This window comes from Nostoc sp. LEGE 12454 (assembly GCF_056620565.1).
Map to the genome: position 1 here is coordinate 1 of NZ_JBWQXL010000030.1, position 17,253 is coordinate 17,253.

The 17,253-nt window shown below is 42.6% G+C and carries 13 protein-coding genes and 2 pseudogenes; 11 read left to right on the forward strand and 4 right to left on the reverse strand.

Going from position 1 to position 17,253, the window contains the following annotated elements:
* From AC1F2U_RS24475 to AC1F2U_RS24485, 3 genes and pseudogenes are all read right to left on the reverse strand, one after another.
* Window positions 1–301, reverse strand: a pseudogene (locus AC1F2U_RS24475) (hypothetical protein); the annotation flags it as partial.
* A gap of 269 nt (window positions 302–570) precedes the next feature.
* Entirely contained in the window at window positions 571–2,007 is a 1,437-nt protein-coding gene (locus AC1F2U_RS24480) for a carotenoid oxygenase family protein (protein WP_480263446.1), read from the reverse strand.
* Window positions 2,008–2,208: 201 nt separating this feature from the next.
* Window positions 2,209–2,457, reverse strand: coding sequence for a hypothetical protein (locus tag AC1F2U_RS24485; RefSeq protein ID WP_480263447.1), 249 nt, complete (start codon window positions 2,455–2,457; stop codon window positions 2,209–2,211).
* A 382-nt stretch (window positions 2,458–2,839) separates the two neighbouring features.
* Between AC1F2U_RS24485 and AC1F2U_RS24490 the strand changes: the two genes are divergently transcribed.
* The 11 genes and pseudogenes from AC1F2U_RS24490 (at window position 2,840) to AC1F2U_RS24540 (ending at window position 16,116) form a co-directional block, all read left to right on the forward strand.
* Window positions 2,840–3,196 (forward strand): hypothetical protein, encoded by a 357-nt coding sequence (locus AC1F2U_RS24490; RefSeq protein WP_480263448.1) that lies wholly within the window; start codon window positions 2,840–2,842, stop codon window positions 3,194–3,196.
* A 742-nt stretch (window positions 3,197–3,938) separates the two neighbouring features.
* The gene (locus AC1F2U_RS24495; RefSeq protein WP_480263449.1) at window positions 3,939–4,223 is read left to right on the forward strand and encodes a hypothetical protein; all 285 of its coding nucleotides are present in this window, start codon (window positions 3,939–3,941) and stop codon (window positions 4,221–4,223) included.
* A 696-nt stretch (window positions 4,224–4,919) separates the two neighbouring features.
* Window positions 4,920–5,177: a hypothetical protein gene (locus tag AC1F2U_RS24500; RefSeq protein ID WP_480263450.1), complete on the forward strand. Its 258-nt coding sequence runs from the start codon at window positions 4,920–4,922 to the stop codon at window positions 5,175–5,177.
* Window positions 5,178–5,269: 92 nt separating this feature from the next.
* The gene (locus tag AC1F2U_RS24505; protein WP_480263451.1) at window positions 5,270–5,527 is read left to right on the forward strand and encodes a hypothetical protein; all 258 of its coding nucleotides are present in this window, start codon (window positions 5,270–5,272) and stop codon (window positions 5,525–5,527) included.
* A 92-nt stretch (window positions 5,528–5,619) separates the two neighbouring features.
* Window positions 5,620–5,877, forward strand: coding sequence for a hypothetical protein (locus AC1F2U_RS24510; RefSeq protein ID WP_480263452.1), 258 nt, complete (start codon window positions 5,620–5,622; stop codon window positions 5,875–5,877).
* A 681-nt stretch (window positions 5,878–6,558) separates the two neighbouring features.
* The gene (locus AC1F2U_RS24515; protein WP_480263453.1) at window positions 6,559–7,998 is read left to right on the forward strand and encodes an NHLP bacteriocin system secretion protein; all 1,440 of its coding nucleotides are present in this window, start codon (window positions 6,559–6,561) and stop codon (window positions 7,996–7,998) included.
* A 155-nt stretch (window positions 7,999–8,153) separates the two neighbouring features.
* On the forward strand, window positions 8,154–8,312 hold the full coding sequence (locus AC1F2U_RS24520) for a hypothetical protein (protein WP_480263454.1): 159 nt from the start codon (window positions 8,154–8,156) through the stop codon (window positions 8,310–8,312).
* 223 nt (window positions 8,313–8,535) lie between these two features.
* A pseudogene (locus AC1F2U_RS24525) lies at window positions 8,536–10,815 on the forward strand (NHLP family bacteriocin export ABC transporter peptidase/permease/ATPase subunit); the annotation flags it as partial.
* A gap of 108 nt (window positions 10,816–10,923) precedes the next feature.
* Window positions 10,924–13,872 (forward strand): NHLP bacteriocin export ABC transporter permease/ATPase subunit, encoded by a 2,949-nt coding sequence (locus AC1F2U_RS24530; protein WP_480263489.1) that lies wholly within the window; start codon window positions 10,924–10,926, stop codon window positions 13,870–13,872.
* Between the two features lie 174 nt (window positions 13,873–14,046).
* Window positions 14,047–15,600 carry a YcjF family protein gene (locus AC1F2U_RS24535; protein ID WP_480263455.1) on the forward strand — a complete coding sequence of 518 codons (1,554 nt, stop codon included), beginning with the start codon at window positions 14,047–14,049 and terminating at the stop codon, window positions 15,598–15,600.
* Window positions 15,601–15,696: 96 nt separating this feature from the next.
* Window positions 15,697–16,116, forward strand: a complete 420-nt coding sequence (locus tag AC1F2U_RS24540) for a hypothetical protein (RefSeq protein ID WP_480263456.1) — start codon at window positions 15,697–15,699, stop codon at window positions 16,114–16,116.
* Window positions 16,117–16,266: 150 nt separating this feature from the next.
* On the opposite strand, the gene AC1F2U_RS24545 is transcribed toward AC1F2U_RS24540, so the two are convergent.
* Window positions 16,267–16,761, reverse strand: a complete 495-nt coding sequence (locus AC1F2U_RS24545; protein WP_480263457.1) for a GFA family protein — start codon at window positions 16,759–16,761, stop codon at window positions 16,267–16,269.
* Window positions 16,762–17,253 lie beyond the last annotated feature (492 nt).

Here is a 17,253-nt window from a genome sequence, read left to right on the forward strand (position 1 = left end):
AGCAGTCTGGACAAAGTAGGTCTTTACCTAAAAGTTTGAGGTCGGAGTACTTGCCGCACTTGAAGCAAGTGCCTTCTAGGTGAATTGTTCCAACTTTAATTTTTGCTTTCATGTCGTGCGGGGATTCACTGTAAAGTCCATCATTTGCGATGCCGGTCTGCGGTGCAGCTAGTCGTAGCGCCTCTACCATTGCCGCGACTTGGGCATCAGAAACCTTTTGTTGTGCTTGAGCTAACAATGATGACAGTCCAAAGCTGACAATCACTCCGCTAAGTAGTAATGCTATCGGGTTTCTCCTCATGATTTTGGACTTATTTTTAGATACCAATATGTAGGATACTACGTTTTTACACTTAGCAATTATCAAAGATTAGAGTGAATTGGGCATTGGGCATAAAAGGCAGAGGGGCAGAGGGGGAGAGGTGCGGAGGGGCAGAGGGGCAGAGGGGCGGAGGGGAAAAACTTACTGCAACTTCTCCTGCGTAACAGAGCGTAGCCGTTCGCGCAGCGTCTCGTAGAGAAGTGTTGCTCCCCTGCTCCCCTGCTCCCCCGCTCCCCTGCCCCAAATTGTTAAGCTGGGTTCCAAGTGCCGTGGAAGCTGTGGGGAATGACGCTAGGTAATCCTAGTTTGCAAACTGGTTCTGCATCCAGACGATCGCTATCAAATACCCAAACTTCACTACTATGAGTATTAGCATCGTATACAACGGTTAACACCCAGCCTTGCTCAGGGTTTTGGACATCTTGGGCGTGGATGGGTTCTGAAGGATAGCGGTTTTCTCCTAAGTCTGCTTCGGTGAGGGTTTCAGTTTTATAGTCAAAGCGGGCGATCGCACCGAACCATTCTTTGTCTATATCCCTTCTTTGGGGCATTAATGATACATAAGTATAGCGGCAAGGTTGCCCAACTTGCGATCGCTGCACTACAGGAAATTCACACTTGCGGTTGACAACTTCCTGCATTTCTATAACTTTACCAGTTTGAGGATTGAGGCGGACTTGCCACAATGTTCCTTGAGTTACTGTGTGCGTCTCACCACTTGCGAATTCTCTGAGATACTCGTTAGTTTGGTGAAAATCTGCATATCGCACCATGTCCAAAACCACGGAACCGTCTTTATCTTCATAGCCGTTACCAAAATGCCAATTGAACCAAGGATCGGTTTCGCCACGACTAACTAAGGATAAGTTTTCGCGATCGAAGATTAACACCTGGGTTGCTAACTGAGGTTCCCACAACAGAGATTCACTAAAGGTAGTCAAACCTAGCAAAAGTGACAGCATTTTCATCCGCAACGGTGGCATGAAAAACACCAGATACCTTTGAGTTAAAACAAAATCATGCATTATCGAGTAGCGATCTAGCTTAAAAGCAGTTTTTTGGATAATTTTGCCAGTGGCATCGCTTTTGTAGAGATTTAGTTGTACAGAACTTCCGATACTGATTCCAAAGTTAAAAATCTCGCCTGTGTCTGGATCGCGCTTGTAATGAGCAGAATAAGGTAATCCATTATCCAAAGCGCCTAAATCATCCAATCCCTTCGTTTCTAAAGTTTGCAAATCAAGGGCGTAGGGATTGGTTGCTTCCCATAAAGCCAACAGTTTATTAGGTAAAGCCAACACTGAAGTATTCGCTGCATTCTTGATCTGTTGGCCCCAGCGCTTCCAGATGGGGCCTGGCGGATGCATCCCATAGACACCATAAAGAAACCTATCTGCTTCAGTTTCAGCTATATATTCTGCTGTTTGCACATAGCGATAGACTCCGCTAGCTCCGGCATCTGTGAAATGGACGCCGAGAATTGCCCCATCTCCGTCAAACCAGTGTCCGACACGAGCGCCACCGCGTTCTAGCCGTGCGGGGCCATTGCGATAAAGTGTGCCACGCAAGCCATCTGGGATTTTGCCAGAAATAATTGACAGTTGAGTAAGGGGAAATTCTTTTGCTGGTTCTGCGATCGCACCAGCCCAAGATTTATTTATTGACTTTTTGGTAATAGTCTGCATATTAAAATATTACCTGAATTGATGTAGACCGATGTATTCTCACATTGTTGCAATTTTTGGGATTGCAGAGAAAGCGGAATGATTTAGCACCTTACAAAATTCCTCCCCTGCATCCTTTGCTGGTTATATATGAGGCAATCCGCCTCGGATAAGCATTTTGAACTCAGAATTACCTTTGGGGAAAAGGTTACTGGGTTTGGGTTAAAGGTTTTTTCTCCCTCTTTCCCTTTCCCCTTTAACCTTTCCCCAGACCAAAAGAGAGATTGTCGGGTTTATCCGAAAAGTATTGGCATAACTCCCGATACCAATCTTTCTGGAATCACGGCAACCACGAAACCCAAAATAGCTCCAAAAGTTCTGCCAACCTGCAAAAGGTGTGAGGAGCAATTCGATTACGATAATTGCCAGACCAATTTTTAATGCCAGTTCTTTACTGATTGCACCAGACAATTTTATCTCTAGCGATGTCTGCGGCAGCAAGCTACGGAATATTGAAAGCGTCCGAGCAAATCCTTAGCGTAACTTTTTTAAATAACCGCTTATTTCACCTCTATTATCAGGTTTTCATAATGCTAATATATAATTTAAATATTGTAGTACTTTGTAACCGCCAAACAATACTAAATTACTAATTGAAAATTAATAAATCAGTCTTTTGATATAAGCTATATTTGTTTTTACATGCTGTGTATAAGGAACTTGTACACAGTTTTGTTTGTAAATTCACTGTTTTACACAAAAACTCAAAGCATATCAACTAGACGAGCAAATTGTTATATAAAACATCCTCCTTTAGTATTATATTTGTGCATTTTGCTCTGATATTGACATCGTGAAAACGCTAGGAAAAAAAATAAAAAAGTGGGTTTTAAAAGTAGGAAAAGCAGGAAAAGTAGGAAAGGTAGGATCTTTTTTAAAAACGGTTGACAAGCTTTTAGATAAATTGATATTTATAAGTACATCAAAGGCACAAATGCCTACGTACTTTTTGGAGAAAATTATGACTAACGTTAATGAATTGACACAACCCAACAATCAAGAAGCTATTTTGGAAGAAATTAATGAGGAAGAATTAGAAGGAGTAACGGGAGGAGTTTTCGGAGGTTTACTCGGATCAGTGGGCAGTTTACTTGGAAACGTGGGTACATCTCTTGATCTATTTTTTGGAGATCTTTCAGGGCCTCTCTAAGGTAATTGATCTGCCAAATTCGACGAAAGTAAAGTGTAAGAAATTTAATTTCTAATACATGAGGCGAATTTGAGCGAACCAACATCATAAAACAACTCAAGGTGATTTTTGAGAGGTAAATAAAGGCAGGGAAGCAACTATCATAAAAATATTAGCCCGTAAAGGTTGTAATTTTTATGAAAGTTTGTTGACGAAGACAATGCTACAAATTAATCTTCGTTTTTGCTCAACCAATACCTAGTATAACACCAATTATACACTCCTCATTGTTTAGTAAAATAGCCAGAAGTCAGAATATTCTGACTTCTGAATTTTCTCATGTCACTTCTGCGTTCATAAAGAACTATTTGTGCCAGAAGTTTGAATTGAGATTGAAAATTTGAGATTTTAGCGGTTCAGTGCCGTAATAAAGATGCGTGATGCTGCCAACTTCAACAGTAGTTTGGCAAGTATCGAATGAATATTTTCACCACAGCTTTTATTGATAGTTCACTTTTGTCGGATGGCAAAGACTAGCCGACAATCTTTTTTCATGAAAAATCGTAGTTTTAAGTTTGTATATCGAAGAAAAATTAATAATACAAGTTGGGAAATTTAGAGAAGTAAAAACTAAAAAATGAGAGAAGTTAGTTAGTTAGTAAAAGTAGGATATTTTTTATAATCTGTTGACAAATTATTAAATAAACTGCTATTTGTAAATACATCTCAGACAAAAATTGTCTGTATACTTCTGGAGGAATTTATGACTAATATCAATCAAGTGAGTTTCAAATCTACCTGGAATCGAAAAGTTCTTGTCGAGGAACTGATAGATAGTGAATTAAAAGGAATAGTGGGGGGTATTGTTTTGGATTTTTCATCACAGATAACTGCGCTTTCAACTGATGGTACTGATGCTGTTGTTCAAGACTCAAATCAGGACGTTGTGAATACGAAGATTAAACAAAGAACACGCACAAGAAGAAGATTTACGTTTATAAATGGAGTTGTACAAACAATAGATTCAACAGTGACTTCACCTATTTAGCATTCATGGTAATACCATTTATTTGTGAGGTTGCGCCAAATTTTCTTTCTTCCTTTGTGTACTTCTCTGACGAGATGCTGCGCGTAGCTTGCTTCTCCGTAGAAGTATGCGCCCTACCCTGCGGGAAGCCGCGAATGCGTCTATGCAGTTCGTTTCTTATATAGTTTGGCGCATCTTCATACAGAATTGGTATAACTAAAATTCAACTCACGGTTTATGTACCCAATTGAAGGTGCGTATCCCCAACTTCTTTAGAAGTTGGGGATATTATTTTTATGAATAATTTAATATGTTAGCCGTTGCTTATTCGGCAAGGTTTTGTAATACCTATAGTAACTTTTAAAAAATTTATTTTTAGATATAGTATCGACTTATCGTACCTTTATTAAATTGAATTAATGCCAATATTTGATATTTCTTAAAATACTAATCTTTAAAAAACTCTTTGCTAACTTCATCATTTCTTTATATAAAAATCTTTCAAAAAACTGTATTGTTTAAACATAGTGAAATTGCAAAACAAACCAAAAACAAATGTCGTTGCGCACATTAATTTAGTGTGCTTAAACAACAACTTTGATAATAAAAATCGTCAGATATTTATCATTTTTAAGCGTCTAAAGATTTTTATTATTTGGTTAACTAAAAGAAAGATTTCACTATTCCAAAACCATTTTGTACAAGGAAGGAATTTTTATGTCAGTTGTAACATTTGAACAAGAAACCCTCGTAGTCATGACCGAATTAGCTGATGAAGAAATCAGTGGAATTGTCGGCGGTGGACGCGGTATAGATATCGATAACAAGACTAAAGTTGGCGTTAGTGCCAGAGGTAAGAACGTACAAGTATCCAATCAAGTTGGTAACGGAACAGCAATTGGTGGAGGCGATGCTAAGGTTTATCAAAATTCAAATCAAGAGATTGATAACAGCAGAGACCGTGTGTACTTTTAGTACTAATAGGTACTAGGTTATCTCCATAGTAGGCTCATGTTGAGTTACTATTTCACTGTTCCAAAACCATTTTGTACAAGGAAGGAATTTTTATGTCAGTTGTAACACTTGAACAAGAAACACTCGCTGTAATGACCGAATTAGCTGATGAAGAAATCAGTGGAATTGTCGGAGGAGGACGCGGTATAGATATTGATAACAGAACCAAAGTTGGCGTTAATGCCAAAGGTAAGAACGTACAAGTATCCAATCAAGTTGGTAACGGAACAGCAATTGGTGGAGGCGATGCTAAGGTTTATCAAAATTCAAATCAAGTGATTGATAACAGCAGAGACCGTGTGTACTTCTAGTACTAATAGGTACTAGGTTATCTCCATAGTAGGCTCATGTTGAGTTACTATTTCACTGTTCCAAAACCATTTTGTACCAGGAAGGAATTTTTATGTCAGTTGTAACATTTGAACAAGAAACACTCGCAGTCATGACAGAGTTAGCTGATGAAGAAATCAGTGGAATTGTCGGAGGACGCGGAGGTGTAGATATCGATACCAAGGCTAAAATTGACGTTAAAGCCAAAGGTGGAAACGTACAAGTATCCAATCAAATTGGTGTTGCAATAGCAATTGGTGGAGGAGATGCTAAGGTTATTCAAAAATCAAATCAAGGGATTGATAATAGCAGAGACCGCGTGCGCTTCTAGTACCAATAGATACTAGCTTATCTGCATAGTACGCTATTGTTGAGTTATCACCTCAACCAAAAGTCACTCTAAGGTGTTTGTATTGTCAAAAATTTCTATATGTATGATTTGTATCATCCCTACAAATCAAAACAACACTAAGCTAGCAAGCATGTAAGTTATGCATTATTTCGTTAAGAGAGTTATTAAAGAGTAATCCTTTGCCAATTGCTACGAACAACTGACAAAGGACTACAAAGGACCCTTACGAATAAGCTACAGACATCTTATAACATAGTGGTCTGGCTATTATTGGCATCACAACCCTTTACAACGTTACACGAACATTGGCGGGTGTAAGCCGGATAATAACGAAAGGTCAAAAGGTAAGCGACCAATCATTATTATCCCTTACTTCTTACCCACCCGTCAATGTTTTCATATAAAAATTACAAAATCGTTACTTTAACAGAAGTTACTCTTCGTCTACACAAAATCGCAAAATTTAAAAATAAAAAATTTGATTTTCTCAGCTTTCGACCTTTCATCAGATGGTAGGTTGATTTTTGCATCTGAATATTAGTATGCCAAAGCAAACAAAACATATCCGCCTTCCGCTGAAGACAGAAGGTAATTTTTTATTCAGTTGTCAGCCTAATACCCAATTCCTTCTGAATGCAATGCAAATTGGGATGATTTATAGTGATTAATCAAAAAAGCGACCTATTTCGCAAAGAAGCTTTAGAGCGTGCTTCTTCGCCTGAAGAACTAGATCAAATTATGCAGGTAGTCAGCCCGAAAAAGTGGCTACCTCTAGTTGCTGTTGGTTCGTTGGTGGCAACGGGGCTGACTTGGAGTTTTTTAGGTCGAATCCCAATTACAGTAACGGGTACTGGAATAATAGTCTATCCCAGTACAATTACTTCATTCCAGTCACCGATCGCAGGCAAATTGCGAACAATCAACGTCCGAGTTGGCGACTATGTAAATAGAGGAGATGTGCTGGCGACGCTAGACCAAAGCGAACTGATGAAACAGCTACAACTAGTCCGCTCTAAATTAGGGCAACTACAAACAGAAGATAGCGCTGCTAGCTTAGTGCAAGTACAGCGACAAAACGCAGACAAAGAAGCGATTAAACAGCAACGCCAATCTTTGCAGCAAAACCTCCAAGCAGTACAGAAACTCACCCCAATTTTAAGAGATAAAGGGCTAAATTCGATTCAACGCGATCGCGCCAATCAAACCCAAAGCTTACAAGCACTGCGGGATCTCTTACCTACCTTCAAACAGAGATTGACCAACCGCCAGGAGCTATTGAAGGAGGGAGCAATTTCTGGCGATACAGTCCTACAGTCACAGCAAGACTACCTAAATGCTGTCACCCAAATTAATGAAGCCGAATCGCAACTCAAGCAACTGGATGTCAAGGAAGCAGATGCCCAACGACAATACCTAGAGAATTTGAACTCAATTAAAGATTTGCAAGCGCAGTTAAAGCAACTAGATAGCAAAGAAGCGACTGCGGCGCAACAAGATTTAGAAACCGTAACTACCCGCAAAAAAGAAATTCAGGAAGTCCAGCGGAATATTGTTCAATTAGCACTGCAACTATCAAGCAACAGCTTAGTCAAGAGCAGTTACTCTGGACGAATTTTAGAAATCTCCGCAAGTCCGGGACAGGTTGTTTTACAGGGTACACCCATAGGAGCGATCGCCGCACAAAAGCGATCGGCTCAACCTGTGAGTGTGGCATTTTTTCCCATTGGCGATGGCAAGCAAATTCAACCAGGGATGAAGTTACAAGTCACACCTAGTACAGTGCAACGCGAACGCTTTGGTGGCATCATCGGTGCTGTCACAGAAGTCTCAGCCTTTCCTGTGACTAAAGAAGGTGCATTAAGTGTAGTCGGCAATTCCGAATTTGTGGAAGCTTTGATGTCACAAGGGCCACAGATGCTAATTACTGCGCGACTGCAACCAGACAATTCCACCTTCAGCGACTACAAATGGTCTTCTTCCCAAGGGCCACACATGAAAGTCACTTCTGGAACTACCACCTCAGTACAAGTCACTGTGGAAGAACGCGCCCCGATTACTTTTGTCCTGCCGATTCTAAGATCCTGGAGTGGCATTTCGTGATATTGGGGACGAGGGGAATGAGGAAGTAATTATTAAAAATTTTACCGATCGAATCAACCTTGACGCTGTACTAAAGTGCAGAAATTACTTAAATAAGAATGTATTTTGGGGTACTGAGAAAACAATGTATCTAATTATTTGCGGAAAACACTAAAATGAATACGCGATCTACTGAAATGAGAAAGCAATATGCCTTTTTGCTTGCTGAATCTACTGAAATGAGTACGCGATCTACTGAAATGAGAAAGCAATATGCCTTTTTGCTTGCTGAATCTACTGAAATGAGAAAGCATTTAAGCAAAATGAGAAAGTAATATGCCTTTTTGCTTGCTAAATCTACTGAAATAAGAAAGCATTTAAGCAAAATGAGAAAGCAATATACCTTTTTACTTATTAATTTGGCTTAATTAATGCAATCAAGACTTCCGAAGGGAACATTAGTCTAATACAGCAATTTTAGTCATGTTGAAAAATAGCTAAATATTTATGTTTAAACGCTTAAGTTAAGCCAAAGTCCAAGTTTTAAAAAATATTTTTATGTTCTGGCGAAATCTGCAAAATATATTAGGGCGCTTGCGTAAAAACAAGCGGTGTCATACTCCTACTCTGCTGCAAATGGAGGTAGTAGAATGCGGCGCTGCTGCTTTGGGAATTATTCTCGGTTATTACAATCGCATTGTCCCACTCACAGAACTGAGGCAAGCGTGCGGTGTCTCGCGAGATGGAGTTAGTGCCTTAAATATCTTGAAGGCTGCCAGAAATTATCGACTCAGCGCTAAAAGCTTTAAAACCAACTTAGCTGGCTTGTTGCAGTTAAAATTTCCCTACATTGTATTTTGGAACTTTAATCATTTTTTAGTAGTAGAAGGAATCACCAAACAGCGAGTTTATCTCAATGACCCTGCGACTGGACGGCGCATCGTCTCCTTAGAAGAATTTAGCGGTGCTTACACGGGTGTAGTGCTAGTTCTAGAGCCTGGTTCAGAGTTTCAACGCGGAGGACGCAAGCCCAGTACAATCTTAGCTTTGTGGTCGCGGTTGCGAGGCTCCATTGGCGCATTACTTTACTGCGTGCTGGCAGGATTTTTGTTAGTAATTCCTGGACTGGCGCTACCTGCATTCTCCCAGGTATTTGTAGATAACGTATTGATTGAGCATCGGTATGAATGGTTGCGTCCCCTAATTTTAGGCATGATCTTCACAGCCGGACTCAGTGGATTTTTGACGCTGCTACAGTTGCAGTTTTTGCGTCAAATGAAAATTAAGTTGTCCGTGGGTATGAAGAGTCGGTATCTGTGGCACATTTTACGCCTACCCGTCAGTTTTTACGATCAGCGTTATGCTGGGGAAATCAGTAGCCGGATGCAACTCAACGACAGCATCGCCGATATGCTTTCGGGTGAATTAGCGACTACAGTAATTGCAGCAGCGTCAGTATTTATATATGTAGTAGTGATGCTGCAATATGATGTTGTACTAACTTTAATTGCGATCGCCTTTGTCATTATCAACCTTGCCGCTCTACAGTGGGTGAGAGGGCGGCGCGTAGATGCCAATATCAAACTCATCCAAGAAGAGGGAAAAGTTCGCGGCGTAGAAATTTCTGGTCTTCAGAGTATGGAGACATTGAAAGCATCTGGATTAGAGTCAGATTTTTTCTCCCGCTGGGCGGGTCACTATGCCAAAGCCATCAACACCCAGCAGGAATTAGAGGAAACAAACCAGACAATAGGTGTTTTACCATCTTTTCTGTCAGCGATCGCTTCCATGCTGCTTTTAGCTGTAGGCGGTTTGCGAGTCATGGATGGAGCCTTGAGCATCGGCATGTTAATAGCCTTTCTCGGCATGATGCAAAGGTTTTTCGCCCCAGTAAGTAATCTCATCAGTCTGGGAAGCGAACTCCAAGAGATGGAAGGTAATCTGACTCGCCTCGATGATGTCTTACGTAATCCCATTGATTCGCAGTTGCAGGAAAGAGGCAGGGGAGCAGGGGAGCAGGGGGGCAGGGGGGCAGGGGGAGCAGAGGGAGCAGGGGAAGCAGGGGAAGAAAATATTTCCTTGTCGTCCTTGTCTCTCTTATCTCCTTACACTCTGCCCAAACTTCAGGGCTATGTTGAATTACGCAATGTGACATTTGGCTATAGCCAAATTGCCGCGCCGCTAATTGAAAATTTTAATCTTTTGCTCAAGCCAGGGCAGCGAGTTGCCTTGGTGGGTGGGAGTGGTTCTGGTAAGTCTACTGTTGCCAAACTTTTATGTGGACTTTACGAATCGTGGCAGGGAGAAATTCGATTCGACGGCAAACCCAGAGAGCAAATTTCTCGCCAGGTACTAGCCAATTCTATTTCTGTCGTAGAGCAAGAGATTTTGTTATTTGCTGGCAGCGTCAGAGACAACTTGACGCTTTGGGATACTACCATACCTGAGAGTCATCTCGTCCGAGCTTGTCAAGACGCAGCGCTTCACGATGTCATCCTTTCACTACCTGGAGGCTATCATGCTGACCTTTTGGAAGGTGCTACTAATTTGAGTGGTGGTCAGAGGCAGCGTCTAGAAATTGCCCGTGCTTTGGTGAATAATCCCAGTATCCTGATCATGGATGAAGCTACCAGCGCTTTGGATGCCGAAACAGAAAAGAACGTCAGTCGTAATCTGCGGTTGCGCGGTTGCACTTGCATCATCGTGGCGCATCGACTCTCGACTATCCGAGATTGCGATCAAATTATTGTCCTCGATCGCGGCAAGATAGTCCAATGCGGAAGCCATGAAGAATTGCAGCAAGTTGAAGGGCCATATTTACAATTAATTCGCAGTGAAGAAGCAGGGGAGGAGGCAAGGGAGCAGAGGAGCAGGGGAGCAGCACTTCGGCTACGCTTAGTGACCAGGGAGCAGGGGAGCAGAGGAGTAGGGGAAGAAATTACTCCCTTGTCTCCCTCATCCCTCTTATCCTTCGCAAATCTCAAAGGACAACACTATCGTTTTCAATGCAATGAATCACTACTACTAGATGACCCTGAGTCAATTTGGCTAGTAAAATCTGGTTACTTGGCGCTATTTGCGATCGCAGTTAATGATGGCATTCCCGAAGGCACTCGTCGCTATTTATTTAGTAGCACAGCCGGACAGGCGATGTTTGCGATCGCACCAAGTTTAGAAGGCAAGCAGCAAGAGGTTTTAGCAGTGTCACTGGAGGAGACAGAAATTCTCAAAGTATCCAGAGCAGACTTTAACCAGTTGTTTGCTGACGCTAATAAAGAAGTAGTAACTCTGATAGAACGCTGGATTTATCAATTAGGTTCGGTACTTGCTGGTATCACTACGCCAACGACACCAACATCACTGCCAAAAATCCGCCAGTTCTCCTTAGTCGAAGACCAAATCTTCCAGCCGCATCAAATATTGTGGGTGCAAATTTTCCAAGGGCGCGCTAGATGGATGGGGTTTGCAGAACTGCCGTTAACTTCTGCCTCTGGAATGTTGCCTTTGGCTGAAAATATGTGGTTACAAGCAGATAACACTGTGGAGTTGAAAAGTGTTAACACCGCAGACATAGAAGATATCGATTCCTTATTAGGTGGTTTGTCCCAACTACAAACTTACTTCCTCCACTGCATTAATCTGCTGCAACGGCAGGAGATGGATGCAGAATTATTGAGATTTCAAGCCAGAGAACGTCTTGAGAGCCAAGTGATGCAAGAGACGTTAGCAGAATTAGCATCTGTATTACCACAGCCAAAGTCAGACGGACTAAATAATATAGGATTCAGTAGTAATCTTGATGCAACTGACCCAAACCAAGCCTTACTAATTGCTGCTGGTGCTGTGGGACGAGCATTGGGAATTAAGATTTGTCCGCCAGCTGCTTCAGAAGATTCTAATCGAGTCCAAGATCCTGTAGAAGCGATCGCCCGTGCTTCGCGTATCCGCTTGCGACGAATTCAGTTGCGGGACAACTGGTGGCAAAAGGATTGCGGGCCGATGTTGGCATTTACGCTTGCCGATAAACTGCCAGTGGCACTATTACCAGTGTCTGATACACGTTACAAACTCTACGTTCCTGGGGAACGAACGCCTATCTCTGTCGATGCCAACATAGCAGCAGCCTTAGCTAAGACTGCCTACGCATTCTATCGACCCTTACCCGATAAAAAGCTGAAAACTCTTGATTTACTTCAGTTTGCTCTCCAAGGACATTACAAAGAACTAATTATAGTTTTAGTAATGGGAATTACCATCAGTCTGTTAGGAATGCTGACACCTCAAGCTACAGCTATCCTGATCGACAAAGCGATCCCAGATGCTAATCGAGGCTTGTTGAGCCAAATTGCTGTTGGTTTGGTGGCTGCTGCCTTTGGCGGAACGCTGTTTCAACTAGCCCTTGGGTTTGCCACGATTAGGCTGGAAACTTTTGCCGATTCCTCCACCCAAGCCGCAGTGTGGGATCGATTGTTAAACTTGAAGGTTTCCTTTTTTCGCTCTTTCTCAGTTGGTGACTTGGATTCTAGAGTCACGGCTATTACTCAAATTCGCCAGCGACTGGGTAACACAGTCTTAAAAACAATCTTCTCCAGTTTGTTCTCACTCCTGAATCTGGGATTGTTATTTTACTACAATGTTTCTTTAGCTCTTATCGCTTGTGCAGTGGCACTGGTAAATATTGCCGTCACTATCATCTCTGGTACTCTTATTGTCCGTAAAGTTCGCCCATTACTAGAGCTGCAAGGACAAATCTTTGGTGTGATGGTGCAGTTAATTAATGGAGTTGCCAAACTCCGAATCGCCAAAGCTGAAACCCGCGCCTTCGCCTACTGGGGTAAACAGTATACGCATCAACTGAAATTAATGCTGAGTACCCAAGGCATTGAAGACAGCCTCGCGGTAATCAATCAAGTATTACCTGTGTTAACCACTGCTGCCCTCTTCTGGTTTGCGACTAGCTTAATTGGGCAATCTCAAACTCCTGGAGGAGGAGGTTTATCCACTGGCACTTTCTTAGCATTCAACGTTGCTTTTGGCACGTTTATTAACGGAGCCACTAGCTTAAGCAGCACAGTTGTGGAAGTTTTGCAAGTTTTACCCTTGTGGCAACGGGCCCAACCAATTTTGCAAGCTGAACCGGAAATTAGTTCCGCTCAAGCAGATCCGGGTAGGTTATCGGGCAAATTAGTTGTAGATCGGGTAACTTTCCGCTATCGCGACGATGGCCCCTTGACGTTAGATGATGTCAACATTCGCGCTGAACCAGGAGAATTTATTGCCATTGTTGGGCCTTCTGGCAGTGGGAAATCAACTTTATTAAGGTTACTGTTGGGGTTTGAATTACCGAAATCTGGCACAATTTACTACGATGGGCAAGACTTAACTTCTTTGGATGTCCATGCTGTACGCCGTCAATTGGGTGTGGTACTGCAAAATAGTCGGTTGATGTCAGCCTCTATTTTCGAGAATATTGCCAGTGGTGCCTTAGTGACGATGGACGAAGCTTGGTCAGCAGCCCAGATGGCAGGTTTTGCAGATGATGTTGCAGCAATGCCGATGCAGATGCATACAATCGTCAGTGAGGGAGGTAGTAATCTTTCTGGTGGACAACGACAACGGCTGTTGATTGCTAGAGCGTTGGTGTTGAAACCCCGGATTTTGCTATTCGATGAGGCGACTAGCGCTTTAGATAACAGAACCCAAGCAATTGTCAGTGAAAGTTTACAACAATTAAAGGTAACTAGGGTTGCGATCGCTCATCGCCTTAGTACTATTCAAAACGCTGACCGAATTTACGTACTTGCAAATGGCAAAGTAGTGCAGCAGGGTAGTTTTGTTGAACTAGGAAATCAATCAGGGCTATTTGCACAACTCATGATGCAACAGTTGCTTTAACTGTGTATTGGGAAGATAGTAGGTAACTGAATTAATTTCGCTCGTATTTAAGCTTGCTCTCTTAATTTTTTTGAGTAATTTATTCTTTGCAAGTCCCCTACTCTGGTAAAAAATGCTGAAACTATTAAGATTAGAAGCATCTGCCTACTGAATACTTACTAAACCTTCCCAGCCATGCCTCTGTCACGCATAGTAACGCTGATTGTCGGTCTGATCGTCATTTTGGGGCTAGCCCTATGGCTAATTGATTCCCTGTCACGCCTCTATTGGCAATTATCCTATTCGCCGTTGCTAGGCAATTTGCTACTGTTGCTGCTGATTATCCTGATTGGAGCTTTGGTTGCCGCTTTTGTCTATTATGTATTGGTGATTAGATCCGGGGAAAAGCGATCGCGTCGCAACCCAAAGCGAGCGACTGCGGCACAAATTCCGGCTGCTAAATCTGACGCAGCTTCTACAACTCTCCAGGCTGTGCGGCAACAGGTAGCGCAAATTCAAGATGAAGTCACACGTCAAGCTTTATTAAGTCGATCGCGAGAGATTGAAGCCAACCTCGCACGAGGTGAAATTCAAGTAGTAGTATTTGGTACGGGGAGTGCTGGCAAAACTTCCCTAGTTAATGCGATTATGGGACGCATGGTTGGTCAAGTAGATGCACCGATGGGTACAACTCAGGTTGGAGAAACCTATTGTCTGCGGTTGAAGGGATTAGAACGCAAGATTTTAATTACAGATACGCCGGGGATTTTAGAAGCAGGAGTGGCAGGAACGGAACGGGAACAGATGGCGCGAGAACTGGCGACAGAAGCAGATTTACTGTTGTTTGTGGTAGATAATGACTTACGCCGCTCAGAATATGAGCCGTTGCGGGGGTTGGCAGAAATTGGGAAGCGATCGCTCCTAGTTCTCAACAAAACTGATTTATATACAGATGAAGATAAAGAATCCATCCTTGCGAGATTGCGTCAACGGGTACGGGGATTTATTGCTACTAATGATGTGGTAGCGATCGCTGCCAATCCCCAACCCGCACAACTCGAAACTGGCGAAACCTTCCAGCCGGAATCGGATATTGTCCCTTTGCTGCGGCGCACGGCTGCTGTTTTACGCGCCGAAGGTGAAGATTTGGTGGCGGATAATATTCTTTTGCAATCTCTGCGATTGGGAGACGAAGCGCGAAAACTTATTGATGGCCAGCGTCGCCGTCAAGCTGACAAAATCGTAGAACGGTTTCAATGGATTGGTGCTGGTGTGGTATCAGTCACGCCGATACCAGTTGTAGATTTATTGGCGACAGCCGCAGTTAATGCTCAAATGGTTGTGGAAATTGGCAGAGTGTATGGCTGTGAATTGAATATGGAACGGGGACGAGAATTAGCTCTTTCTTTAGCGAAAACCATCGCTAGTTTAGGCATTGTTAAAGGAGCAATTCAATTATTATCTACAGCTTTGCAACTTAACGTTGCCACCTTTATTATTGGTAGAGCGATTCAAGGCGTGACAGCAGCTTATTTAACGCGAATTGCAGGTAAAAGTTTCATTGAATATTTTCGTCATGACCAAGATTGGGGTGATGGTGGAATGACGGAAGTTGTACAGCGACAGTTTCAAATTAATCGCCGAGATGAATTTATTAAAGCTTTTATTCAGGAAGCGATCGCACGGGTAGTGAAGCCATTACAAGATAAATCCGAGGTGGTTGAACATGATGAAGAAGTCAATAGTTAAATATTGAAAAGCCTTTGTTTTTAATTGTTAGTTTTATGACCACAAACGATATCATCTGTGTGTAGTGTTATACGCTCACTAGAAATCAGGAGTGCAATGAAACTTCAGCAACTAGTAATTGTCAGTGCAGTATTTGTTTGGGCGGCTGTGCCAAAAATTGCGCTTGCAGATGAAGTGTGGAATAGCGGCTATGGCAAAGTAGTCTATCAAAGCGATCGCGGTAAAACTGCTATATGGACTTATCCAGGAGGAACTATCTTCATTGAAGGGCTAGCTGGAATAACGAGCAATCGTGGAATTTATCATGGCTATTGGGTTGGTAACTCCAATGTCAAATGTGACACGTCACGAGAAGATGGCTCAGGCAAGTTGAGCAACACCTGGGGACGATTTTCAATCCGCTTTCAGGTTCCTAATTTTCCCATGCCCTGGGAAGCAAGATGGAGTTATTGCGAGGGCGAACCTACTTTCTCTTGGAACGGAACCCCGCTAAAACAAGCTTCAGTTCAACGCTAAAGTTTATTGACTTTTGTGGCTAAAATTCCCCAAACCTGACTGCAACCGTCTGAGTTGATGGCTGAAGTATTCGCCACTAGTCTTTGGAGGGAGCTGTTTTGTAAGCGATCGCACCGAGAACCAGCCGTAAATCCGTGCAAAAACGGTTCGTCATCGTGCAGGTTTCGACGCTTGCTTGGCGTATTCTTCTATCAAGAGAGCATAGTCTTCGTAATTGGGCAGGGTCTCGAAGCTATGAACCGCAGAGGTCATCGCCCATAGCAGCTTTTCCCTCGTCCAAGTTTCGATGAAAGGTGTGAACCATGACGCATCGTCCAGCATTGTCGCACGAAGGTTGACGAACTCGTCTATTCCTTCCGGGCGAGTAAACATCCAACTCATGCAGTGCGGGCAGAAGTAGTGGCGGGTCGCGCCGTGCAAACCGCCAATAGTCGGCTGACCTTTCAGTATTGAGAACCCAACGCTTGGGATCGCGACGCTTAAAGAAAAAGCGCTGGCGGTCATTCGCTGACAACCCGTGCAGTGGCAAGCCATCGTTAGCAGAGGCGGGGCACTCACCTGAAACCGTATCTGTCCGCAACGGCATCCACCTTCCCAGGGTAAATTCCAGTCGTTCACGATCTGCCGCCTCCGTTCGCTATTCATGTTCCATTCATAACTAATAATAATATTTTATGGATTATCTGCAAGTAGAAGAAAGAAGAATGAAAAACGAACCGCAAAGGACGCAAAGGACACAAAGAAAGAAATAAAAAAAGTAAAGAAAGAAGTTAAAAGGGTTTGGCGCAGCCTCACAAAGAAATGGTATTAGCCAACCCCACAGGCAGAAAACAACTAATTCTTTAGATAGAAGCCTCCGGTAAATATCAGTTTTAGCATGAAAGCTAATTATCCTAATTAATTTTCGGAAAACAATAGTGGGTAGCGCATTGGATCTTAACGCTCTTTTATTACTCTCGTTAGATTAAATTTGAAACCCTATTTTGGCGTTAGTCCGCGCAGGCGGACTTTGGTTATGTAGCCGCGATTTCTAATCGCTGAAGAGCTTTAATTACTGGGCTTTTGAATCATGGCTAGGATGTGTTTTATTGATTTGTGCAAGCAGGGCAATCTGTTTGTCATAAAAATTAGGAGATG

What these genes read in the sequence shown, in the direction of transcription:
- AC1F2U_RS24520 (WP_480263454.1), top strand. Translation starts at nt 8,154, where the DNA reads ATGAATACGCGATCTACTGAAATGAGAAAGCAATATGCCTTTTTGCTT.
- AC1F2U_RS24540 (WP_480263456.1), top strand. Translation starts at nt 15,697, where the DNA reads ATGAAACTTCAGCAACTAGTAATTGTCAGTGCAGTATTTGTTTGGGCG.
- AC1F2U_RS24510 (WP_480263452.1), top strand. Translation starts at nt 5,620, where the DNA reads ATGTCAGTTGTAACATTTGAACAAGAAACACTCGCAGTCATGACAGAG.
- AC1F2U_RS24535 (WP_480263455.1), top strand. Translation starts at nt 14,047, where the DNA reads ATGCCTCTGTCACGCATAGTAACGCTGATTGTCGGTCTGATCGTCATT.
- AC1F2U_RS24545 (WP_480263457.1), bottom strand. Translation starts at nt 16,761, where the DNA reads ATGAATAGCGAACGGAGGCGGCAGATCGTGAACGACTGGAATTTACCC.
- AC1F2U_RS24495 (WP_480263449.1), top strand. Translation starts at nt 3,939, where the DNA reads ATGACTAATATCAATCAAGTGAGTTTCAAATCTACCTGGAATCGAAAA.
- AC1F2U_RS24500 (WP_480263450.1), top strand. Translation starts at nt 4,920, where the DNA reads ATGTCAGTTGTAACATTTGAACAAGAAACCCTCGTAGTCATGACCGAA.
- AC1F2U_RS24480 (WP_480263446.1), bottom strand. Translation starts at nt 2,007, where the DNA reads ATGCAGACTATTACCAAAAAGTCAATAAATAAATCTTGGGCTGGTGCG.
- AC1F2U_RS24505 (WP_480263451.1), top strand. Translation starts at nt 5,270, where the DNA reads ATGTCAGTTGTAACACTTGAACAAGAAACACTCGCTGTAATGACCGAA.